The following is a 20718-nucleotide window of genomic DNA, read 5'->3' as shown; positions in this document are numbered from 1 at the left end:
TCATGGAAACTCCATTCGTTATCAAGTTTATCGAGACCAAATGGCACGATAAGCAAACCTTAGTCAGTGTTAGCGAGTCGGAGTACTCGCTAAAGCTTGAGCAGACGGGGAACAATGCATTTTCCGCACACACCACCATCTACCCTAAGGTCGATGAGCTACGTTTTGCTCAACTTGCGATAAAAACTAAGCAGGGTGATCAGTCTCCGCCTTACATTGTCATGCCTAATGGTGATAGAAAGCAGTTAGAGTCGATAACCGATCCCGCATCTAATGCTGTGTGGTGGGTTGAGCCTGCTCATTGGGACGCAAAACAACGGGTGTGGCGCAGTGAAGCGAGGCGAACGGCTGGTCAGATCACGTTTGTTATTGGTAACTCGACACTAAAGCTTGATATTGATATCTCCGAACAGACCAAATCGGATCTTTCACGTTACCTGTCAGATTTTAAAGCGGACCTGTGGGAGCTGATCCTCGATGAGAATAGTCATATCACGGGCGACGCTAAAAATTCACAGGTTGCAGCCATCGACCAAGAAGCGCTGTCATTAGTCGCATCAATTCTTAGCAATGCACAAACCATCCTCAAAAAGCCCAAAGTTGAACTGAAAGAAATTCAAGCGTTAAAGCCAGCAAAAGAAGTACGTCCTGTTCCACGTACATTTATGGAGATTTGTACCAAAGGTTCGCGTAAGCATTTAACGAGCCGCGCATCTGAGCCGAGTTACAACGTGCCAGAAAACCAGTATGTGCTGTATGTGGTTTTGAGCACGCTGAGCATTGTAAAGCAATTGGTTAAGGTGGCTGAGAGCAAAAAGAGTCGTTTTTCTGGGGCTATTGAAAAGCTCAATGAGCGTTTAGACAGTTTAAAAGACTATCGTATTATCAACCGTGACCTAGTAGTTAAAGACTTAGAACGACTTAAAAAGCGCTTTGATACAGAAGTAATCAATGCCGAGTTGGCGAGTCAGTTAGGTGAAATTAATGCCAATAAATATTTTTCGCAAAATCATGCCGCTAAAGGTTACCTCAGATTAGAAAAAACCACAGGATCTGAGAATGAGTGGTGGGCGAAAATTAAGCCGTCCCAGCATGATGATTGGCAACAGTTTGAACTTGATGGATATACCATTTTTAGTTCTGGTGAGTATTACGCGAGCTTGTTTCAGCCATACAGCGACTATGACATGGTGGCGATTATGCCTCCTCCCTCTAGGAGAGGAACAGCTTCGATCTTGTACCCAGAGTACATATCCAAACTAACGATTCTGGCGGATTCACGATCCCTCTTAAGAGATAAAGAGAAGTTTTCCAAGTTGCGCGAGCAAGGCATTGCTCTAAATGAAAATGGTTGGAAAACGAAGCTGACACCGGAAGAGCTCTCTGAACAGGAGAAAGAACGAGAGACAATTCGAAAGCGCCTTAGTTACTTTGCTAGTGAGCATGAAAAAGTAGGAATAGTGCATCAGGTACTGGCGCCCAAAATAAAGCCTTTCCAGCAAGTAGAAAAAGAATGGCGTCAATGCAAAGTCAAAAGTAAAAGCACCTTTCCTAACTCTATGACTTTTGTGCAAAACCCTGCCTATCAAGCGGTTCACTCGGGTTTTAAAAAGTTAAAAGAGCAGATTGGCTTGGCCGATGAAGACATTTTACTTTCGCTGGAGAAAATCGAGGCGATTGGACTAGTCAACATGCCACTAATTTATGAACGTTGGTGTTTGCTGCAAATCATCAAAGTGCTGACTCAGGCATTCCGATATCTGCCAGAGGACAACTGGAAACGAAAATTGATTGCGAATATTCAAGGCAATGAAGAACAAATCAGCATTCAGTTTTTCAACCCTAATGTTTCAAGAAAAGTCACCTTGCAATACGAGCCGTTCTTAGCCAATGGTAAGCGCCCTGATTTTGTTTTGGATGTAGAAGCGATTACCAAAAGTGGTAACCAGATTTCAAAGCGGTTAGTCGTCGATGCAAAGTACTATTCTGCTGCCTATCTCAAGCTTAGAGGCGGGATCGGTGGGGTTATCCATGAACTTTACAACGGCAAAGATTATAGCGAATGCCAAGAAAACAGTGTGTTTGTTCTGCACCCCGTGTTAGATGCGGTTGAGAAAGTCGTATCTCCACAGGAATGGGCGAAAGACAGTTATTTGGGCGAACTATCCATGTTTGATTGGGAGCCAGCATACCATCAACGTCAAGCTACAAACTATGGTGCAGTATGTGCTAACCCAATGAAGTCGCAACGCTATCTTGATGAAATCCAACGTATGCTAGGGATGTTTCTACAGTACGGCATTGAAGACAATACATCTTTTCGAGGAGCATCGGATGATACTCATGCGGTGAATTTTTGTGTTTCTTGCGGGTCTGAAAAAGTAGTTGATGTAACGAAATCAATGAGTTCAAATAATCAAAAGCGTTGGTATCGGTGCAATGAGTGTACACACTTTACCGTGTATACCCACTGTGGTACATGCAATACACGATTAATTAAGAATGGCGAGTATTGGACCTATTTGTCTTTGATGCCTATGTCTTCAATTAACATAAAGTGTCCAAACTGCGAGTCTCCCGTATGACGGGTTCTATTTGGGGTCTGACGCTCAGTGGAACGAAAACTCACGTTAAGCAACGTTTTCTACCTCTGACGCCTCTTTTAATGGTCTCAGATGTCCTTTGGTCACCAGTTCTGCCAGCGTGAAGGAATAATGGCCGAGCATATTGATATGTCCGTGGCAAAGCGGGGAGAGGCGTGCGATATCTTCATCATTCAGTGTTTCACCTTGCGCCCGGAGATGATCCAGGGCTGCCTGCATATACATAGTGTTCCATAACACGACGGCGTTAGTGACCAGCCCCAGTGCGCCCAGTTGATCTTCCTGGGGTCAGTTTGGAGATCGGAAATTTTTGTACGTTAAGCGCATTATTTAACCAATCTTGGTTCGTAAGGGGTTGATTTTGCGTCAGTGGTGACCTGCCCCCACGATTAGATACAACACTCAGTTAGTAACGTCGGAATCTTCATTCTCAGAATGACCCTTTCTCCAGCCCGCTGCAAATTCAGACGGTGTCTGATAATTCAGCGTGGAGTGCGGGCGGCATTCGTTATAATCCTGCCGCCAGTCATTAATAATTTTCCTGGCATGAACGATATCGCTGAACCAGTGCTCATTCAAACATTCATCGCGAAATCGTCCGTTAAAGCTCTCAATAAATCCGTTCTGCGTTGGCTTGCCCGGCTGGATTAAGCGCAACTCAACACCATGCTCAAAGGCCCATTGATCCAGTGCACGGCAAGTGAACTCCGGCCCCTGGTCAGTTCTTATCGTCGCCGGATAGCCTCGAAACAGTGCAATGCTGTCCAGAATACGCGTGACCTGAACGCCTGAAATCCCAAAGGCAACAGTGACCGTCAGGCATTCCTTTGTGAAATCATCGACGCAGGTAAGACACTTGATCCTGCGACCGGTGGAAAGTGCGTCCATGACGAAATCCATCGACCAGGTCAGATTGGGCGCCGCCGGACGGAGCAGCGGCAGACGTTCTGTTGCCAGCCCTTTACGACGTCTTCTGCGTTTTACGCCCAGGCCACTGAGGTGATAAAGCCGGTACACGCGCTTATGATTAACATGAAGCCCTTCACGGCGCAGCAACTGCCAAATACGACGGTAGCCAAAACGCCTGCGCTCCAGTGCCAGCTCAGTGATGCGCCCTGATAAATGCGCATCAGCAGCCGGACGGTGAGCCTCATAGCGGCAGGTCGACAGGGATAAACCTGTAAGCCTGCAGGCACGACGTTGCGACAGACCGGTCGCATCACACATCAACATCACGGCTTCCCGCTTCTGGTCTGTCGTCAGTACTTTCGCCCAAGAGCCACCTGAAGCGCCTCTTTATCCAGCATGGCTTCGGCAAGCAGCTTCTTGAGTCTGGTGTTCTCTTCCTCAAGCGACTTCAGGCGCTTAACTTCAGGCACCTCCATACCGCCATACTTCTTACGCCAGGTGTAAAACGTGGCATCGGAAATGGCATGCTTGCGGCAGAGTTCACGGGCGGGTACCCCAGCTTCGGCTTCGCGGAGAATACTGATGATCTGTTCGTCGGAAAAACGCTTCTTCATGGGGATGTCCTCATGTGGCTTATGAAGACATTACTAACATCGGGGTGTACTAATCAACGGGGAGCAGGTCAGATTCATTGCACCATCTTCTCACCGACCGCGTCAGCCTCTCTGCGTATGTTACCGGAACAGCACGCCGCAGAAGCGCGCTATCCTATTCCTGTTGAGGATTTCCATTTCAGTATTTTCACTGCGGTGAACAATCAAACGGTAATGACATCCAGCGCTGAAATTGTGTTAGTGATTGAGGGGACCGCGACATTAAGCCATGCCAGCGGCGAGAGCCTTTTGCTTCACGTCGGGCTGTCAGCATTTATCCCAGCCTCCATCGGGCGATGGTTGCTGACTACGACTGGGAAAGTCTGTCGAGTATCGTGTTAATGTAAAATTAGAGGGGGTACAGCCCCCTTGTTTGTGTTTACTTAGCCCTAAATAAGGTTGAGTCTATCCCGCGCGTCCTGCAGGCGTTGCTCCCCGCGACGGTCATACTGCTGGGTGGTGGTGACGCTCGCGTGGCCCATCGCATCCTTCACGGTAATTAAATCCTCCCCGTTATCCAGCATAGCGGTGGCGAAGGTTCGCCTCAGATCGTGTGGAGAACATTTCGTGATGCCGGCCTGACCCTGGCGCACCTGCAGGATATGGTACACCGCCTGGTCGGTTAGCCGGTTTAGAGTCACATCCCCGAAACGACGGATGCGTGTGAACAGCGGGCCCGGGGTCTCGCCCCGGATCTCATCGATCCAGATCTGCAGCCGCTGCCAGGCACCGGCCGGGACATATGCCAGTCGCTCCTTGTTTCCCTTACCCAGCACTCTAAGCGCACGGTCCTGAGTGACAACGTCACGCAAATCCAGGCTCACTACTTCGGATCGTCGCAGGCCGCAGCCGAGAATGACCGCCAGCATCGCTGCATCCCGCGCCCCGAGGCAGCTGCGATCGGCTTCACAGACGGCAAACAGGGCGCGGATCTCCCCCTGGGGCAGCGCCCGACCGCTGGGCAGCCGACTGCCGCGCAGGTTACGGACCGCCCGGATATGCTGGAAGCTCTCCACATCCATGAGCCGGAGCATCCAGGCTTCCTTCGCCACGCCCTTGAGTGCCGAAAGATAGGTGTTGACGGTGGCGGTGGCCCGGCCGGTGTCGCGCAGCAGTTCGGTCACGGCCATCACGTGATGGCGCCGCAGGCTGCCCCAGCTGCAGGACTCCAGGGAGGCAGCTCCGAGCATAACGGCGACGATGTTCAGGAACGAGGCCATGGTCTGCCGGCTGCGGTGGGAATTGAGTGAAAGCAGGTAGGCCCGGGCCGGGCTGACCGGGGCATTCTCACCTGACAGCGCCGGCAGGAATTCCTCACTGGCTGCGGGCAGACTCAGCTCCGGTTCGTCATCGGGAATCAGGATCATGTCGGGCTCCGTCCGGCGCGCTGCGTAAAAAATCGGGGGCAAACTTACTGTCAGAGCGTACCGCAGAAAGTCTACTTTTTCAAAGGTACATTTTAATAAGTAGACTTGAAGCACTTGTTCTTAGCTGTACGATTACGGTGATGCTGCCAACTTACTGATTTAGTGTATGATGGTGGTTTTGAGGTGCTCCCGTGGCTTCCATCTCCATCAGTTGTCCCTCCTGCTCAGCTACTGAAGGCGTGGTGCGTAACGGTAAAAGTACTGCCGGACATCAGCGCTATCTCTGCTCTCACTGCCGTAAAACATGGCAGCTACAGTTCACTTACACCGCCTCTCAGGCCGCAGTCGGTAAACTCACGCATACAACCGGGCAGTGACGTCATTGTTTGCGCGGAAATGGACGAACAGTGGGGTTACGTCGGCGCTAAATCACGCCAGCGCTGGTTGTTTTACGCGTATGACAGGATACGGAGGACGGTTGTTGCACACGTCTTCGGTGAACGTACTATGGCCACGCTGGAGCATCTTCTGAGCCTGCCGTCGGTCTTTCAGGGCGCGTAGTTCCTTTTAAACACCAGTTCTGTATCTCTTTTAAAGATCCTTTAATAAATCCTGTAAACACATAACCTCTTCATCGCCTACCCTGTGGACAGGCTCCGGAGAATGCCCGCTCTTGCAGCGACCTGACGGTCGCGCCGGTTCGGCAACATCAGAAAGAGCTCCCATCGCTTCGCGAAGGGCCCCGACCGGAGAACCAAATTAGTTACAGCATTCAAAAGAAAGCTCATCATAAAACCGGCGCCGGTTTGCCGGCCGGGTGCCCCTCCCCACCACTGAAAAGCGCCGCCGCCCCCGGCCGAAGGCCGGGAGTAGTGTCGCTTTTAATGATGGGTGTTGTAACTACTCTTCTTCATCGCTGTGGGTGGAGCTGTGGTCAGTTGTTTAGTACACGCTCGTAAGCGGCCCTGCGGCCCGCTAACGCGGAGATACGCCCCGGCTGCGGCTGACGCCTTGCCGGGACCACTCCGACCGCGTACAGAGGCGTCTGAGACGTTTTAAGCGGGTATGGCTTGGCAGCTACCATGTTAAGTTCCCTGGTGTCGCTGAGATTTTTTATGAACATCCCCCTAAGCGTCAGCAGCAAGCTGCCGCCGCTTAGGCCCCGGAAATCACGCCCTTTACGTCGTAAACGCCGTAAAGCCCGCTCACCGGGGTTAAAAGGGATTACTTTTACTCCTTCATTGCTGTGAGCGGGTTAAGGCTAATCAGGGCAGGGGGTAGGGTGGCAGAGTTTATAGCCAGGTAACCGGCTACGCCGGGCTTTCGGCGCCATTTGACTCCACAGACACATGTAACCTCATCTGGCGCCTCCATGCCGCTGACGCGGCATTCAGAATGCTTCCCGATGCTGTAAATCTTAACGTCAGCTTTGTGCCAGAAGCGGACACTGTTCACAATATCGAGTTAATCATTGGATATGTTGATCGCTCCCATTGAAAAATTTCACATTATCCAATATATCAATGTTGAGGCTTCCCTCTTACACCTCTAAAGGATAACTATCATGGGTCTTAAACCTGGTCCAAAACCAATTGCTAAATCGACAGGAAAACCGGATCAACGTCGACGTGATAATAAAGATACTCCTGGTAATACCCCGGGACTAAAGCCTAGTAAATCTACAGGAAAATAAAAAATTCAGGGTATATATGTCTTATTTATACCCTGATTACATATCCAGATTACTAAAGATGTTTCTGCAACCAGATGCGCGTACCTTCTGTTTCATACGCCTTTGCACCATACCCTTTCGCAAGAAGGGACTCTGGTAAATACTCGTCATATTTATCTAAGTACTTTTCTGGAACATCTGTGGCAAGATCAAATGCAGATGGCAAGCCTGACAACAGCATTTCTTTCAGCGCGTGCTGAACGGAAGCTACACTGGAGTTATCGATTTCTATAACGCCAGCAAATGAATTTGCTTTAAAACCACAACGTATGAGCAAGGCTGTAATCGTATTGACAACTTTATCCCCCATCCAGGGTATTACGTAACAGTGTTGTCCACTCGTAATAAAACACTCATTTTGAAGTTTAAAACGCTGAAAGTTACTACAGCCTTCCGCAAATAGGTTTCTGGCGGCAGTATCGGCATAATCTACTTTCTTGCTACCTATTGCTATGCGGTAATCACCTTCCCTATAGATAGCGAGCATTTCCTGACGAACGGCATCATGAACAGACATACCTCCCCCACTAAATTGTGGTGGCTGACCGCCTTTGGTTGCCTCTACATAGATAACTTTTTTCTCTGTCTCGATCTCTGTCACTTTCCAGCGCCGCCCACCGAAGATGATGTGTTGGTCTGGTAGCAGTGGGGAGTCCACAGGCACTGTTCCAAGGGTTCTGTTTCCGGTGATAATGCGGAACTCTTCTGGTGTATTGAACACGGCATAAAAAGTGTAATGGTTAGTCAGTTTCTCCCCCTCTGCCCCAACAACCATTTCGCCGCTAGCAAGTTGAGTGAGTAGGCCACATGCTCCCATATGTTTAAGCAGGCTTTTGAAATCGTTTAAATCTACATTTCTGAACGGCCCTGTCTGGCATAGTTGTGACCAGAGCTGGTCGGCACGAACTCCACCCCATTGTGCGGTAATTGCAAGAATCTGGTGTAGCAGCGTGGAGTAATGCATCTGCCGGGAATCGGCAGGCTCAAACCATTGTTTAGAGATCATCAACCTGATCATTGCCATCGACTGCACCAACTGGAGTCGTAGGTGATCAACGATACTGCTACTCACAGTAAGCTCATTTTCTGTAATTAGCATTCTGAGTACTGACGGGGAATCGCGTCGCCCAGAACGCCCCATTCGCTGGCGCAAACTGGAAACAGAATGCGGAGGCGTAACTTGGATAACCGATTTAACCTTACCGATATCAATTCCCAACTCAAGCGTCATTGTACAAACAGCTGTTGTGGGCAAATTTCCTTTCTGAAGACGAGATTCAAGCACCTCACGTAATTCCTTGGCAAGGGAACCATGGTGGGGGAAAAATTCATTCGGAACAATTTGTTCCTCACACATGTCGCTCAGCGTTGCCGCAATGCTTTCAGTGCGTTTTCGGCTGTTTGCAAAGACCAAATGAGAATCGCCACGGCAAAGTCTAAAAATGTCAGCGCAAACGTCATGTTCAGCTGAACTCTGAAGTTCTTCCTCATTTTGGATCACTCGCTCCAGGTACCCTTTGACCTGTACCTGAAGAGTGGCCATGCTATTACTATCTGTAACAGTTACGCAGGGGAGTCGTTTGTCCGGGCGCAACATTTCGGGCACTTTCTCCAGTTCCCCCAGCGTGGCACTCAACGCAACGCGGGGAATTGGATTTACCTGGCATCCTAGCACATGGTCAATTCTATTGAGCAGAGAAAGCAGCTGTACACCACGCTCTGAACCAATAAAAGCATGAAACTCATCAATAACGATGTATGCGACTGAAGAAAACGCCTGTTTGAGCCAGCCCATTGAATTTATGAGCAAAGACTCAAGTGACTCAGGTGTAATCAGTAAAATGCCAGCAGGGTTCGTCCGAGCCTTCTTCTTTTTGCTTTGTGGTACATCCCCGTGCCAGGGAGTCACTGGCATTTCCAATGCATCTCCAAGGCTCCCAAGACGACGGTACTGATCGTTAATCAATGCCTTCAACGGACTGATATAGACGATGCCAAATCCATTCGTGAGATCTGCAACTGCCGAACAGGCAGGAAGAAAGAAAGCCTCTGTTTTACCCGCTGCTGTACCTGCACTGATTAGCACGTCTCGATCACGGGCTAAAATTGCCGGGATAGAACTCTCCTGCAAGGGCCTTAATGTCGACCACCCCTGCTTGTAAACCCACTTACGGACGCGGGGATCGAGGCTATCGTAGGCACTGCTCATAGTTTGAAGTTCGCCAGTCCGTCGTCGTCATCGCTTTCCTCCGTAGTGGTGTCATCCATATCGCTGGGCCGGTCCTCTTCAATCGTCATACCCTCGATTAGTGTTTGCCAGTTCATCGTTCTGTTTTGTTCCAGCACGGCCAGCATGTCCAGGAAACCTTTTATGGTATTACGGGGGGTACGGAAGTAAGCGTCTCCAATGGTTTTACTACAGTGATGCAGGAATCCAGTCAGTGCCTCATCTGGTACCAGATAATTCTCTGGATCTCCACCGGCATAAACATGACGAAGATTTCTCAGCAAAATATACAGTTCCTCAGGGGTGAGGCTGGCAAGATGCAAAGTGGGGGATGAGTAGTCAATCACTCCTGCTTTTTGCGCGAACCGGTTTTCCGCCAGACGCGACTGGAGCGCCTCATAGCTGTAAAGACCTTTACGCGGATCGAAAAGAAACTCTGGCGTACCCCCGAGGATAAAACCAATGTTCTCGGCTGAGCCTTGCAGGCAGTCATTCAGGATCCGCAAAATCTGTTCGTAGTTCGCTGTTCTTGCTTGCGTATTATTCAGCTTCAAGAGGTTCACCATTTCGTCGAGGCTGACCAAAAGACCGGCATAGCCTGCCTGGCGGACAAAAAGGCTCATCAGCTTCAAAGAATCATAGAATGATGCGTCTGAGATAATAGTCCGAACGTCGAGATCGTGACGGGCATCAGTTTTAGTAGTGTACTCTCCACGCAACCAGCGAATGGCATTGGATTTTAGCGTTTCGTTATCCTGCTCATGCCCCCGCCAGAATGCATCAATGACCTTCGCAAAGTCATATCCACCGACCATATCTGATAGTGCTGCCAGGCGTTTATGAATAACTGATGAAACCTCGGAGCCGTCCGTGTCAGCTTCCTTCCTTGCCTCCGTAACGAACCTTTCAACAACGCTAAGTAACGCATTACCATCCGGCTTGTTTCTGGTGGACATGTTTTTCATGAGCTCAGAATAAAGATTACGAGCCTGACCTCCCGATGAGTGAATACGTCTGTCAGGAGAAAGGTCAGCACTGACTGACACCAACTTCTTCTCCAGCGCAATAGAGCGCACAACACTCAGAAAGAACGTTTTACCAGAACCATATTCACCGATGATAAGTCTGAAGCTTGCACCACCGTCAGCAATCCTCTCAATATCCTGATGGAGAGCGGTGATCTCATTCACGCGGCCAACCTGGATATGCTGAATGCCTATCCTTGGCGTTACACCTGACTTAAGTGACTGAATAATAGCGTCGCGTTCTTTCACTCTTATACGTGTTACAGACATTCACTATCCCTCTAATTCTTTGGCAATTTCCAGGTCAACCCAGATATCATCATCGGCATCGTCCAGTACTGGAGCATCAACCACCGCATAGGACCAGTCATTGATCACCTCAAGCGCACCGCCGAGCATCAAATTCAAATTTCCGCACAATTCTGTCGCCTCTTTTCGGGACCACTGTTCTTTCTCCAGCAAACTGCGATAAAGCTGGCTATGTGCGGAGTCAAGTCCCCCCGCCTCCGTTGATGAGGCTGGAGCGCTTTCTGGCTCTTCCGGTTCTTCTTCGGTGAAAATTGTGTTCAGCAATTTACGAACATCATCCGTGGCAGATTCGTGGCGGGCAAGTACATTAGCATCCAGTGTGAACCCTGCTGCTGGCTGATCAGTTGGTACAGACGAGACGAGATCATGTTCAGTTGCGGAATGCTGATGGATATTGCTCGAGACAGATGAGGGATCCAGCCCCAAACTTGAATAAATCTTCTCAAGCTGTTTGATTTCGGCAGGCGCTATTGTCCCATCCGAACAGGCAACACTAACGATAACCTTACCCACAGCAGCTTTTTCCGCGGCCCCCATCAACTCAATCCTACTTTTCATTCCTGTCATATTGGCTGGGGTATGAAGTTGCCACGTTAAATACGCATGTAGAGAGCGTTTTTCATCATCGGTGAAGCCAGGATTGTTGTTGATGGCATTCTCAAGCACTTTCTGTTCAGCTTGATCAAGAGAATCGTCAATCAAGGCGACCATCGCCCCTAATCTGAGCGTCATTACGGCTGAGATAAATTCAGGAGAAGGTGAGAAGCGTCCACCTTCGGCGGCAGGGAATAGAACAAGTGTCCCATCAACATCCGCCTTCACATGGTGATAATACGGGTCAGGTGCCAGACCGTAACCCATCTTCAGAGCAAAGGCCTGCATCAAATCGGCCTCTTTTTTATTGATCTTATTGGGGCAACTGGCATTCATATGTGCCCAAAAGTCAGCAACTGAGACTAACCCCTCCTTGACGAGGATCGCCTCATCAGCCCAGCGTTTGAATGAGCTTAATATTTTTTCTGCGCTTTCATTAACGATCTCTGAAGGGAGCAGCATAATTGCAGCCGTATCATTGACTGACGTACCTTTCCTACCAAGGTAGCGACTATAAGCATCAAGTTCATCTGTACATATATCGGCAAGAGCCATAATTTTCTGGACAGGGCTCTTCAACGCACTTGGATCAGGCAGGTCGGGAACAGGAAGTCGAACACCTCGCAAACTAGGACTTGCTGGTGTGTAATCTAACCTTAGGCGCGTTTTATTCGCCTTAACGACCATCCCTTCACCATATTTGAGTGTGTAACGCCGTTTGAAAAGTGCAGCAAACTCTTTAGCACAGCGGCGAGCCGGGGTACGCAGCGAATACTCGGTGTGGTTTATTACCCAGTTCAACGCCAGTTCAGCTGATACAGGAACTCCTTCATGTACAGTTTTTGCAAGAGCCAGCTTAAATTGCATGCTGTTGCTGAAACCTGAATTGCTATCGAGCTCAGTGGCTAAGCCCATGTTCGGGCGCAGAATAGACATGGCTTCGAGTAATTGGGTCGAATATCCACGGAAGGAGCGGTTCTCAATGAATATCGATCTTAACCGAGCGACTTCATTGAACAGATTACGGAACTCAGCATCAGGGAATTTTGGGTCAGTGGAATCTACGAGCGCTTTTCTTTCCAGGCCGTAGAGGTAGATAAAAACATAGCCGATAGGACACGATGGATCAGACCTATCGCTGGCAAGCCAACTGACATACGCACCGCGTGCTTCTGGGGAAAGAGAGGAAAAACTGGGCCAGTATCCTAATGAACTGTCCTCGTAAAGATAAGAAGTAGGTTTTATCTTACATGTGTCATCAATTAATGATGCCTCACTTCCATCGTCATAATAGCCGCCTGATTCCTGACCGGAGGGCTTCATACGTTGCCCCACGTAAATGTGGCCACCGCTAATTGCTACACCAGCTACAGTTATCATCTCACCCGGAAGTACCCATCGAGCTAGTGCACCTGCTGACTTTGAGGTGTTGCGGTAATGATTGGTTGTCACCCGAAGTTCAACACCCCGGCCACCGCTCAATGTAAAAGTTGCAAGGTTATCGTCTTCACTATCATCGTTTCGCACAACCGCCTCTTTTTTCTTGATGTCAGCGAGCCATTCTTTTGGCGGTGCTTTCACGGGGTCTGAAGCATAAGACTTTGGAGATTTACGTTTTTTCTTTCTAAAAAACAACAAGTAAATGACAAAAATCGCCGCCAAAAACTTCAATAACTCCATGATATATAACCTTAAAATCATTCTTCACGCATATTTACAAGCAGTGATGAAGGCAGGGCAAGTGGATTAATCTCAAAATAATACTTCTAAATTGCGAGGGTTAAAAGCAAATCACAATTAAAATTAACCCAATGATTTAAATGATAAAAATCATTTAATAATGTGTTTAACCAGCAGTGAAATTTTAAGGTGTTAAAACCTGTTAGGCGATTCGTCTCTAAATGATGTTGTACTAGGGGTCCGCTTGGAAAACGGAATCTATGGTCACTCCCGTTTTTGCAACACCGATTTTGACGACAAGTTGGCTTGCTTGAATCTATCCGGCGTCTGAATGGGATTTTATTCCCGCGCCTCGATGAGTTCCGCGCCTGATGAACCTCCAGAAAATATACGGCTTCAATGAGCCTTTCCGTTTTACAGGTTCCTCAACAGGCCGGTGGGCCGTTAGTATCATCAATATCAGTATTCGCAAAACCAGATCAGTAATTCTTTAAACCGGTGTATTTCTGCCGTTATGCTACATAAGTTTGCTGTCGTGCCGTTAGGGCCCAGGCTATTCTGGCCAGCTTGTTTGCCAGAGCACAAGTGACGACAAAGTTGCTTTTCCGGCACAGTAAATCCCTGACCCAATCGGCCAATTTGCCAGACTGGTGTTCCAGTTTTTGTATGAATACCCTGGCACATTGAACCAACAAAGTTCGGATCTTTTTATTACCTCGCTTACTAATTCCCAGCAATGTCGTCCTACCTCCCGTGCTGTACTGCCGAGGTACAAGCCCTGTTGCCGCCGCAAAGTCACGGCTGCTGGCGTACTGCTTCCCGTCGCCAATCTCAGTTGAAATAGTACTCGCTGTCAGTGTTCCGACGCAGGGAATGCTCAGCAAGCGCTGTCCAACCTCATCTTCGTCCAACTTTCGTTTCAACTGGGATTCCAAATCTTTAATCTGCTCAACAAGATAGTGATAATGCTGTTGTAATTTCAGCAATAACTGGCTGAGGTAAAGAGGCAAACTATTATCCTCAAGAATGGTACTCAGTCGGCTAATAACGGCAGCTCCTCGGGGAACGCTAATGCCAAATTCCAGCAGAAAAGCATGCATTTGATTGGTTGTTTTTACCTTATCCTGAACCAGGGATTCACGGACACGATGCAGAGCCCGCATTGCCTGCTGAGATTCCGTTCTGGGCTGCACAAAACGCATAGACGGACGCGATGCAGCTTCACAAATAGCTTCGGCGTCGACAAAGTCGTTTTTATTGCTTTTAACGAACGGGCGGACAAATTGTGGTGATATCAGCTTTGGGGAATGCCCCAACTCTTCCAACTTGCGTGCCATAAAGTGAGAACCGCCACAGGCTTCCATTGCGATGGTTGTAGCGGGGCATGTCGCCAAAAATTCGATCAACTTTGGCCGGGTAAATTTTTTACGGTAAACAGCCTTCCCGCGACGATCCTGGCAATGAATATGGAAAGAGTTTTTACCCAGATCGATACCAATGAGCGCAATGTTTTCCATGATAGTTCTCCGAATGAAAGCCTGTCCTCAGCATAGTACCGGGAAGGAGGGAGTGACCATCTCATTAAATAAAGCACGCTAAGCCGTAAGTAAGCGTGCTCCTGTGAAAGCCACAGCTAAAACTGCGTAGTACACATAGAGGTATTTTTTTCTAGATTTATATCGAATTTCGTTATCGAATTTCGCTTATTATTGATCAACTCGTTGCAGATCATGAAGGCGAAAGTATGACGAATAACCCTACCGATGACAGCAGACCATGGTCGGTCTTTCTTATTTTTCTGCGGCTTGGATTGACATCTTTTGGCGGCCCCATTGCGCACTTGGGCTACTTCCGCGCCGAATTTGTCACACGGCGGCGCTGGCTCTCCGAACGGAGCTATGCTGACTTGGTCGCGCTTTGTCAGTTCTTGCCAGGGCCTGCAAGCAGCCAGGTCGGCATAGCGGTAGGACTGTCTCGGGCTGGATACAGCGGGGCGCTGGCTGCTTGGGCTGGCTTCACGCTGCCGTCTGCCATAGCCTTGATCCTTTTTGCGCTCGGCATCTCCAGCTATGGCGATTACGTCTCGCAGGGCGCGTTGCATGGCTTAAAAGTGGTGGCTGTGGCCGTGGTCGCTCAAGCAGTATGGGGCATGGCGCGTAACCTATGCACGGATGGGCTGCGAGTCACCATCATGGCAATTGCTACCTGCGTCGTTTTACTTGTGCCGTCCGCGTGGGGACAGGTTGGCGTGATTGCTATCGCAGGCATCGCAGGCCGGTTATTGTTCAAGCCAGCGAAAGTTGTTGAGCATGACCCCCTACCTATCACGGTCAGTCACCGGGCCGGCGTGCTTTGGCTCTCGCTGTTCTTTGTCTTGCTGATTGGCCTGCCGGTGTTGGCCGAACTGATGCCAAGTCAAACCATGGCAATGGTGGATTCCTTCTATCGTGTCGGATCACTGGTGTTCGGCGGTGGTCACGTTGTGCTGCCATTACTGCAAGCCGAAGTGGTGCCCTCCGGCTGGGTCAACAATGAATCCTTTCTCGCGGGGTACGGGGCAGCTCAAGCGGTGCCCGGCCCTTTGTTCACGTTCGCCGCGTTTCTTGGTGCCTCGATGAACACCGCCCCGTCGGGCTGGATCGGCGGCATTGTGTGTCTGCTGGCTATCTTCGCGCCCTCGTTCTTGCTGGTCGTCGGATCAATGCCATTTTGGGAGCGTTTGCGCCGCAATACAGGCATCCAAGCTGCGCTGGCCGGGATCAATGCCGCTGTAGTCGGCTTGCTGCTGGCCGCGCTGTATCAGCCTGTATGGACTAGCGCCATCTTTCAGCCGCAAGACTTCGGCTTGGCATTAGTTGCCCTTGTCGCACTTATGTTCTGGAAGCTCCCGCCGTGGCTGGTTGTCCTCGGTAGCGGTGCAGCTGGGTGGCTGTTGAGCGTCGCTCTGTGAGGCACAAAAAATGACTGACAAAGACCTCTACGGCGGTTTGATCCGCCTGCACATCCTTCACCATGCAGCCGAGGAACCTGTCTTTGGGCTGGGGATCATCGAAGAGCTACGCCGACACGGCTACGAGATGAGCGCTGGCACCGTGTACCCGATGCTGCACGGCCTGGAAAAAAAAGGCTATCTGACCTCACGCCACGAACGCACCGGGCGACGTGAACGGCGTGTTTATGACATCACTGAACAAGGCAGAACTGCACTTGCTGATGCGAAAACAAAGGTCAAGGAGCTGTTCGGAGAGTTGGTAGAAGGTGGTTGAGTTTTTGCTTCTATGTCAGGTTGAGCTATACCCTAACTGGATTGTCATTTTCAGAAGACGACTGCACCAGTTGATTGGGCGTAATGGCTGTTGTGCAGCCAGCTCCTGACAGTTCAATATCAGAAGTGATCTGCACCAATCTCGACTATGCTCAATACTCGTGTGGGCTCTGTTGCAAAAATCGTGAAGCTTGAGCATGCTTGGCGGAGATTGGACGGACGGAACGATGACGGATTTCAAGTGGCGCCATTTCCAGGGTGATGTGATCCTGTGGGCGGTGCGCTGGTATTGTCGCTATCCGATCAGCTATCGCGACCTTGAGGAAATGCTGGCGGAACGCGGCATTTCGGTCGACCATACGACGATCTATCGCTGGGTCCAGTGCTACGCCCCGGAGATGGAGAAGCGGCTGCGCTGGTTCTGGCGGCGTGGCTTTGATCCGAGCTGGCGCCTGGATGAAACCTACGTCAAGGTGCGGGGCAAGTGGACCTACCTGTACCGGGCAGTCGACAAGCGGGGCGACACGATCGATTTCTACCTGTCGCCGACCCGCAGCGCCAAGGCAGCGAAGCGGTTCCTGGGCAAGGCCCTGCGAGGCCTGAAGCACTGGGAAAAGCCTGCCACGCTCAATACCGACAAAGCGCCGAGCTATGGTGCAGCGATCACCGAATTGAAGCGCGAAGGAAAGCTGGACCGGGAGACGGCCCACCGGCAGGTGAAGTATCTCAATAACGTGATCGAGGCCGATCACGGAAAGCTCAAGATACTGATCAAGCCGGTGCGCGGTTTCAAATCGATCCCCACGGCCTATGCCACGATCAAGGGATTCGAAGTCATGCGAGCCCTGCGCAAAGGACAGGCTCGCCCCTGGTGCCTGCAGCCCGGCATCAGGGGCGAGGTGCGCCTTGTGGAGAGAGCTTTTGGCATTGGGCCCTCGGCGCTGACGGAGGCCATGGGCATGCTCAACCACCATTTCGCAGCAGCCGCCTGATCGGCGCAGAGCGACAGCCTACCTCTGACTGCCGCCAATCTTTGCAACAGAGCCCGCCGTGCTAGTCTGCTCGGTGATGGTGGAGTGAAGCCAACCCGCAATCGGGTTATGAATCTGCATCGCGATTCGCAATCAGCTGTCTCTTGAGCATGTCGAACTCCTGCGATGTTATCTCGCCGTGCTCGTGCTGCTACACCAACTTGTCCAACTCATCCGCCACACCGCTCCCCACCACCTGCGATGGCCAGGTTGTTTGCTGGGCGCATTGGCGGAGTATCGTCTCGACCCGGGACACCCACACCGGCACAACCTTACGGGAGTGATTCACTGTCAAAGAATCGGCCCGGTGCTCTGACGCAAGTATCGGGATGGTCACCATTTGTAAGCCGTAGACCTGAGTGGTGATCAAGACTTCGATACCACCGACCGTACCGGTACTAATCGACGACGGTCGTGTTCGTCGCCTGCCGCAGGGACTCTGCACACCTCCGTTTACGCATGTGCCTGGAGGAGTTGGAAATCGTCGTGTTCGGGAAACATTAAACACAGGATGGCAGCGATCTGAGCCAGCACATGATCAGCTAGCTCACCATCCGGATCGACGGCCCACTGCATCGTCGCGCCAGCGATGACCGAGTGCAGGAGCAACTCAGCTGCCGCAGGAGCACCTGGGGGCAGTCGCTTGCGGATCCCCTCCACCACCGCGCGGTTCCGCTGGATCGCAAGCGTGCGTAGCTCCGGCACCTGGAGCTCGTACCAGGAGATGAGATAGTTCACCGAGAAGTCGTTGCGAGTGTTCATGCTCCGAACGAGCACCTGCAAAAATTCCCAGAGCCCTTGCGGCCCTGCGCCTATCGGTATCGCATTCAGGTAATGCCGCACCTGCTCGACGCCGCGCTCCATCATCCTCACCAGCAGCGTATCGCGGTTGGTGAAGCGCTGGATTAACGCTGCGCGGGAGAGCCCCACCTCCTTTGCTACTCCGCTGAGCGTGAACTCTATGGGACCGCAACGCTTCAGCACTACGGTGGCGGCCTCGAGTACCTCGTCATCGGACTTGAGCTTGGGGCGGGGCATCAGTGTTCACCTTCTGTATGGGTTGGGGCGGAGGCTGTGGCTGCCGCCGCCATTGTAGCAAATTGAAGACGGAGCGAGAGTAGAGCCACGAGCCCCGCAAACACGGCCGATACAACGAGGCCAGGGAGCGGACCAGCAAGGTCGACAAACGCGCCGGCCGCAAGCATAACCATGGGCGAGGCTGACAGCATCACCGCCGAGACCGTGCCGAGTACCCGGCCGAGAAGTTCTGGCGGCGTGCGGTTGTAGATGGCAGCGTTGAGAATGGGAGAGACTGAGCCGGTCAGCAGTCCCACGAGCGCGCCCAACAACATCAGCACCGGCACGCCTGGCAACTGTGAAAGCAGAAGCGAGCCCACCGCAGAGCCACAAAATGCCACCGCCAGCCAGTTCTGCGCTGATATCCGGGCGCCGACCGACGCATGAATGGCAATGCCAAGGAGACCACCAGCCCCCATCATTGAGGAGAACAGCCCGAGCTCTGCTACTTGGCGTCCTGCATCTACAAACAGCGCAGGCATGATGACGCTGCCGTTGGCGCCAACGATGCCCACGAAGATCATCACTATACCAAAGAGAGGGCGCAGCAGGGGTTCGCTCCAGAGAAAAGCGACGCCGGCGCGCATGGAGAGAGTCGCCGTCGTGGTCATCGTCCGAGCGGCACGCGCGGGAAGCACCCACGCGCCGAGCAGACCTGCAAGGACGGAGCAGAACGCCGTCAGCCCGAGCGTTGGCGCAGCGCCAAGCAGGCCGATTGCGGCCCCCCCAAGGGCCGGGCCACCTAGAATCGCGACGTTCCCGATCACCGCTTTCAGTGACGAGACGCGCTCAACGGAGAGCCCGGCGACGTGGCCGAGTTTGGGCAGCTCACTGTCCTGCGCGGCCATACCGGGTGCGTCGAACGCGGCACCGAGCACCACGCAAGCGATCAGCCCAGTGTTCGAGAGGGCGCCAACGGCATCGAGCAGTGGGATGCTCGCCATGGCCACGCCGCCCACCACACCCGAGATCAATGCGACGGGCGCGCGCCCGAACCGATCGACGAGGCCACCACCAACCCACGCGCCGATGATGGTCGCGATGACGCTGCTAGCGGCCGTGGCGCCCGCCCAGGCCGCGCTCTTTGTATGAGACAGGACGAACCATGGAAGCGCGAGGGCCGCCACCGCGTTGCCGATCCGGAAGAGAAAGGTCGCCGCGAACAGCGTCGCGAGCGGGCTATATCGACGTTCGCTCATTCCGCTGCGGCGAGCTGCGCCTTCGCCGCAGCGAGGTACTCTTCGTTACCCGAGTCGAGGGCGAAGAGTGCGTAGGTGACCGCCCCGAACGCAAGGCGCTCCGCGATGTGGTGGGCGAGCCGCGGCCACACCCGGCCACCGGCCGCTTCATACGTGAGGAGGAGCTTCGCGAGCCCCTCTTCACCAAAGACCATAAGGTGCGCGGCCATGTCGATGGCAGGGTCATCAACGCGGGCCTCGCTCCAGTCGATCATCCCGCTGACGCGCTCCGTGTTGTCGATGAGCACATGGCCCACGTAGAGATCGCCATGCACCACCACGGAGAAATCTGGCCACGACGAATCGTCGTCGAGCCAGCGCTGCCACCGGTGGAGGCGCTTGTCGTTCACCACGAACTCGCGTCGGACGCGGTCAACGTCGTCGGCCACCTTCTGACGGGCCTGCGTCGGTGTACGGATGAGCATCCCCGCATCCACGGCGGCGGAAATGGGGACGGCATGCAGGGCGGCGAGCGCGGTCGCGAAGCTCTCCGCGAAGACCTCCGAGTCCTGCGGCACGACCCAGTCGGGCGTGGACGAACCAGGCTGGATGACCATCGCAGTCGAGTCTTCGAGCATGGGATAGGCAACGAGCTCGGCGTTGGCCACGCGCCAGTCCGGCACCGCGAACGGCAGGCGATTCTTGAGCATTGCCAGCACCCGCGCCTCTGGTTCGACCTTCGCGCTTACCTCGGCTCGGCGCGGGATGCGCAGCACCCACCGACGTCCATCGTCGACGGTGGCGATCACGATCCTATAGTCGAGCCCAAGCTCATTGACAGTCAGCGGGCCATGGAGCTTGAGCCCATGTCGGGCTGCAAGTGCGTACAGTTGGGAGGTATCGGCGGTCGTGACTACGGTCATGATTCACTCCTGAGGGCTTGACGGGTTTAGCCACCTAAATGTAACAGTCACGTCGGTTATATTCAATCCGGCACTGTTGCAAAGTTAGCGATGAGGCAGCCTTTTGTCTTATTCAAAGGCCTTACATTTCAAAAACTCTGCTTAC

General features: G+C 52.1%; 14 protein-coding genes and 2 pseudogenes. 6 read left to right on the top strand and 10 right to left on the bottom strand.

What is annotated here, in order from left to right:
- The first annotated feature begins 2 nt into the window (after positions 1-2).
- A complete protein-coding gene (locus tag RYZ59_RS23255) occupies positions 3-2585 on the top strand; it encodes a nuclease domain-containing protein (RefSeq protein WP_000449742.1) in 2583 nt (860 codons plus the stop codon).
- A 78-nt stretch (positions 2586-2663) separates the two neighbouring features.
- On the opposite strand, the pseudogene RYZ59_RS23250 reads toward RYZ59_RS23255, so the two are convergent.
- Together RYZ59_RS23250 and RYZ59_RS23245 are read right to left on the bottom strand one after the other, a co-directional pair.
- Positions 2664-2888 (bottom strand): annotated as a pseudogene (locus tag RYZ59_RS23250) (Tn3 family transposase); the annotation flags it as partial.
- Positions 2889-3005: 117 nt separating this feature from the next.
- A protein-coding gene (locus RYZ59_RS23245) for an IS3-like element ISSen4 family transposase (protein WP_085950818.1) occupies positions 3006-4126 on the bottom strand; the annotation gives its coding sequence in 2 pieces (ribosomal slippage) (positions 3006-3868 and positions 3868-4126; 1122 coding nt in all).
- A gap of 21 nt (positions 4127-4147) precedes the next feature.
- Here RYZ59_RS23245 and RYZ59_RS23240 point away from each other — a divergent pair.
- Positions 4148-4507: a hypothetical protein gene (locus tag RYZ59_RS23240; protein ID WP_170877903.1), complete on the top strand. Its 360-nt coding sequence runs from the start codon at positions 4148-4150 to the stop codon at positions 4505-4507.
- Positions 4508-4554: 47 nt separating this feature from the next.
- Here the strand turns inward: RYZ59_RS23240 and RYZ59_RS23235 are convergent, their stop codons facing one another.
- Entirely contained in the window at positions 4555-5532 is a 978-nt protein-coding gene (locus tag RYZ59_RS23235) for a tyrosine-type recombinase/integrase (protein ID WP_000600827.1), read from the bottom strand.
- Between the two features lie 191 nt (positions 5533-5723).
- On the opposite strand from RYZ59_RS23235, the pseudogene RYZ59_RS23230 reads away from it, so the two are divergent.
- Positions 5724-6081: pseudogene (locus RYZ59_RS23230) on the top strand (IS1 family transposase); the annotation flags it as partial.
- A 1196-nt stretch (positions 6082-7277) separates the two neighbouring features.
- Here the strand turns inward: RYZ59_RS23230 and RYZ59_RS23225 are convergent.
- From RYZ59_RS23225 to RYZ59_RS23210, 4 genes are all read right to left on the bottom strand, one after another.
- Positions 7278-9473: a DEAD/DEAH box helicase gene (locus RYZ59_RS23225; protein WP_000093087.1), complete on the bottom strand. Its 2196-nt coding sequence runs from the start codon at positions 9471-9473 to the stop codon at positions 7278-7280.
- Positions 9470-10786 carry an ATP-binding protein gene (locus tag RYZ59_RS23220; RefSeq protein WP_044069378.1) on the bottom strand — a complete coding sequence of 439 codons (1317 nt, stop codon included), beginning with the start codon at positions 10784-10786 and terminating at the stop codon, positions 9470-9472. Before RYZ59_RS23220 ends, RYZ59_RS23225 begins: the two co-directional genes overlap by 4 nt.
- Before the next feature lie 3 nt (positions 10787-10789).
- Positions 10790-13099, bottom strand: a complete 2310-nt coding sequence (locus RYZ59_RS23215) for a TerB N-terminal domain-containing protein (RefSeq protein ID WP_000421673.1) — start codon at positions 13097-13099, stop codon at positions 10790-10792.
- Between the two features lie 512 nt (positions 13100-13611).
- Positions 13612-14616, bottom strand: a complete 1005-nt coding sequence (locus RYZ59_RS23210; protein WP_000427623.1) for an IS110-like element IS4321 family transposase — start codon at positions 14614-14616, stop codon at positions 13612-13614.
- Between the two features lie 227 nt (positions 14617-14843).
- On the opposite strand from RYZ59_RS23210, the gene chrA reads away from it, so the two are divergent.
- The 3 genes from chrA to RYZ59_RS23190 all read left to right on the top strand — a co-directional run bounded on the left by chrA (position 14844) and on the right by RYZ59_RS23190 (position 17356).
- On the top strand, positions 14844-16049 hold the full coding sequence (chrA, locus tag RYZ59_RS23205; protein ID WP_000184001.1) for a chromate efflux transporter: 1206 nt from the start codon (positions 14844-14846) through the stop codon (positions 16047-16049).
- Positions 16050-16059: 10 nt separating this feature from the next.
- Positions 16060-16365: a PadR family transcriptional regulator gene (locus RYZ59_RS23200; RefSeq protein ID WP_000130000.1), complete on the top strand. Its 306-nt coding sequence runs from the start codon at positions 16060-16062 to the stop codon at positions 16363-16365.
- A gap of 226 nt (positions 16366-16591) precedes the next feature.
- Positions 16592-17356: an IS6-like element IS6100 family transposase gene (locus tag RYZ59_RS23190; RefSeq protein ID WP_001389365.1), complete on the top strand. Its 765-nt coding sequence runs from the start codon at positions 16592-16594 to the stop codon at positions 17354-17356.
- Between the two features lie 492 nt (positions 17357-17848).
- On the opposite strand, the gene mphR(A) is transcribed toward RYZ59_RS23190, so the two are convergent.
- The 3 genes from mphR(A) to RYZ59_RS23175 are packed head-to-tail and all read right to left on the bottom strand — an operon-like array spanning position 17849 to position 20573.
- Positions 17849-18433 (bottom strand): macrolide-binding transcriptional repressor MphR(A), encoded by a 585-nt coding sequence (mphR(A), locus tag RYZ59_RS23185; RefSeq protein WP_001137892.1) that lies wholly within the window; start codon positions 18431-18433, stop codon positions 17849-17851.
- Complete coding sequence (gene mrx(A), locus RYZ59_RS23180) at positions 18433-19671, bottom strand: macrolide resistance MFS transporter Mrx(A) (protein ID WP_000004159.1); 1239 nt, start codon at positions 19669-19671, stop codon at positions 18433-18435. Before mrx(A) ends, mphR(A) begins: the two co-directional genes overlap by 1 nt.
- Complete coding sequence (locus tag RYZ59_RS23175; protein ID WP_000219391.1) at positions 19668-20573, bottom strand: Mph(A) family macrolide 2'-phosphotransferase; 906 nt, start codon at positions 20571-20573, stop codon at positions 19668-19670. The genes mrx(A) and RYZ59_RS23175 overlap by 4 nt, the downstream gene beginning before the upstream one ends.
- Between the last annotated feature and the right edge of the window lie 145 nt (positions 20574-20718).

It is taken from the genome of Citrobacter sp. HN-141, from assembly GCF_033341895.1.
Lineage (GTDB): Bacteria > Pseudomonadota > Gammaproteobacteria > Enterobacterales > Enterobacteriaceae > Citrobacter.
The sequence above is the reverse complement of the archived record's forward strand: the minus strand, read 5'-3'. Positions and strand labels throughout refer to the sequence as shown.

Bases quoted from the DNA above. Each gene is read 5' to 3' on its own strand.
- RYZ59_RS23255 (WP_000449742.1), top strand. From the start codon at position 3: ATGGAAACTCCATTCGTTATCAAGTTTATCGAGACCAAATGGCACGAT.
- RYZ59_RS23240 (WP_170877903.1), top strand. From the start codon at position 4,148: ATGAAGACATTACTAACATCGGGGTGTACTAATCAACGGGGAGCAGGT.
- RYZ59_RS23235 (WP_000600827.1), bottom strand. From the start codon at position 5,532: ATGATCCTGATTCCCGATGACGAACCGGAGCTGAGTCTGCCCGCAGCC.
- RYZ59_RS23225 (WP_000093087.1), bottom strand. From the start codon at position 9,473: ATGAGCAGTGCCTACGATAGCCTCGATCCCCGCGTCCGTAAGTGGGTT.
- RYZ59_RS23220 (WP_044069378.1), bottom strand. From the start codon at position 10,786: ATGTCTGTAACACGTATAAGAGTGAAAGAACGCGACGCTATTATTCAG.
- RYZ59_RS23215 (WP_000421673.1), bottom strand. From the start codon at position 13,099: ATGGAGTTATTGAAGTTTTTGGCGGCGATTTTTGTCATTTACTTGTTG.
- RYZ59_RS23210 (WP_000427623.1), bottom strand. From the start codon at position 14,616: ATGGAAAACATTGCGCTCATTGGTATCGATCTGGGTAAAAACTCTTTC.
- chrA (WP_000184001.1), top strand. From the start codon at position 14,844: ATGACGAATAACCCTACCGATGACAGCAGACCATGGTCGGTCTTTCTT.
- RYZ59_RS23200 (WP_000130000.1), top strand. From the start codon at position 16,060: ATGACTGACAAAGACCTCTACGGCGGTTTGATCCGCCTGCACATCCTT.
- RYZ59_RS23190 (WP_001389365.1), top strand. From the start codon at position 16,592: ATGACGGATTTCAAGTGGCGCCATTTCCAGGGTGATGTGATCCTGTGG.
- RYZ59_RS23175 (WP_000219391.1), bottom strand. From the start codon at position 20,573: ATGACCGTAGTCACGACCGCCGATACCTCCCAACTGTACGCACTTGCA.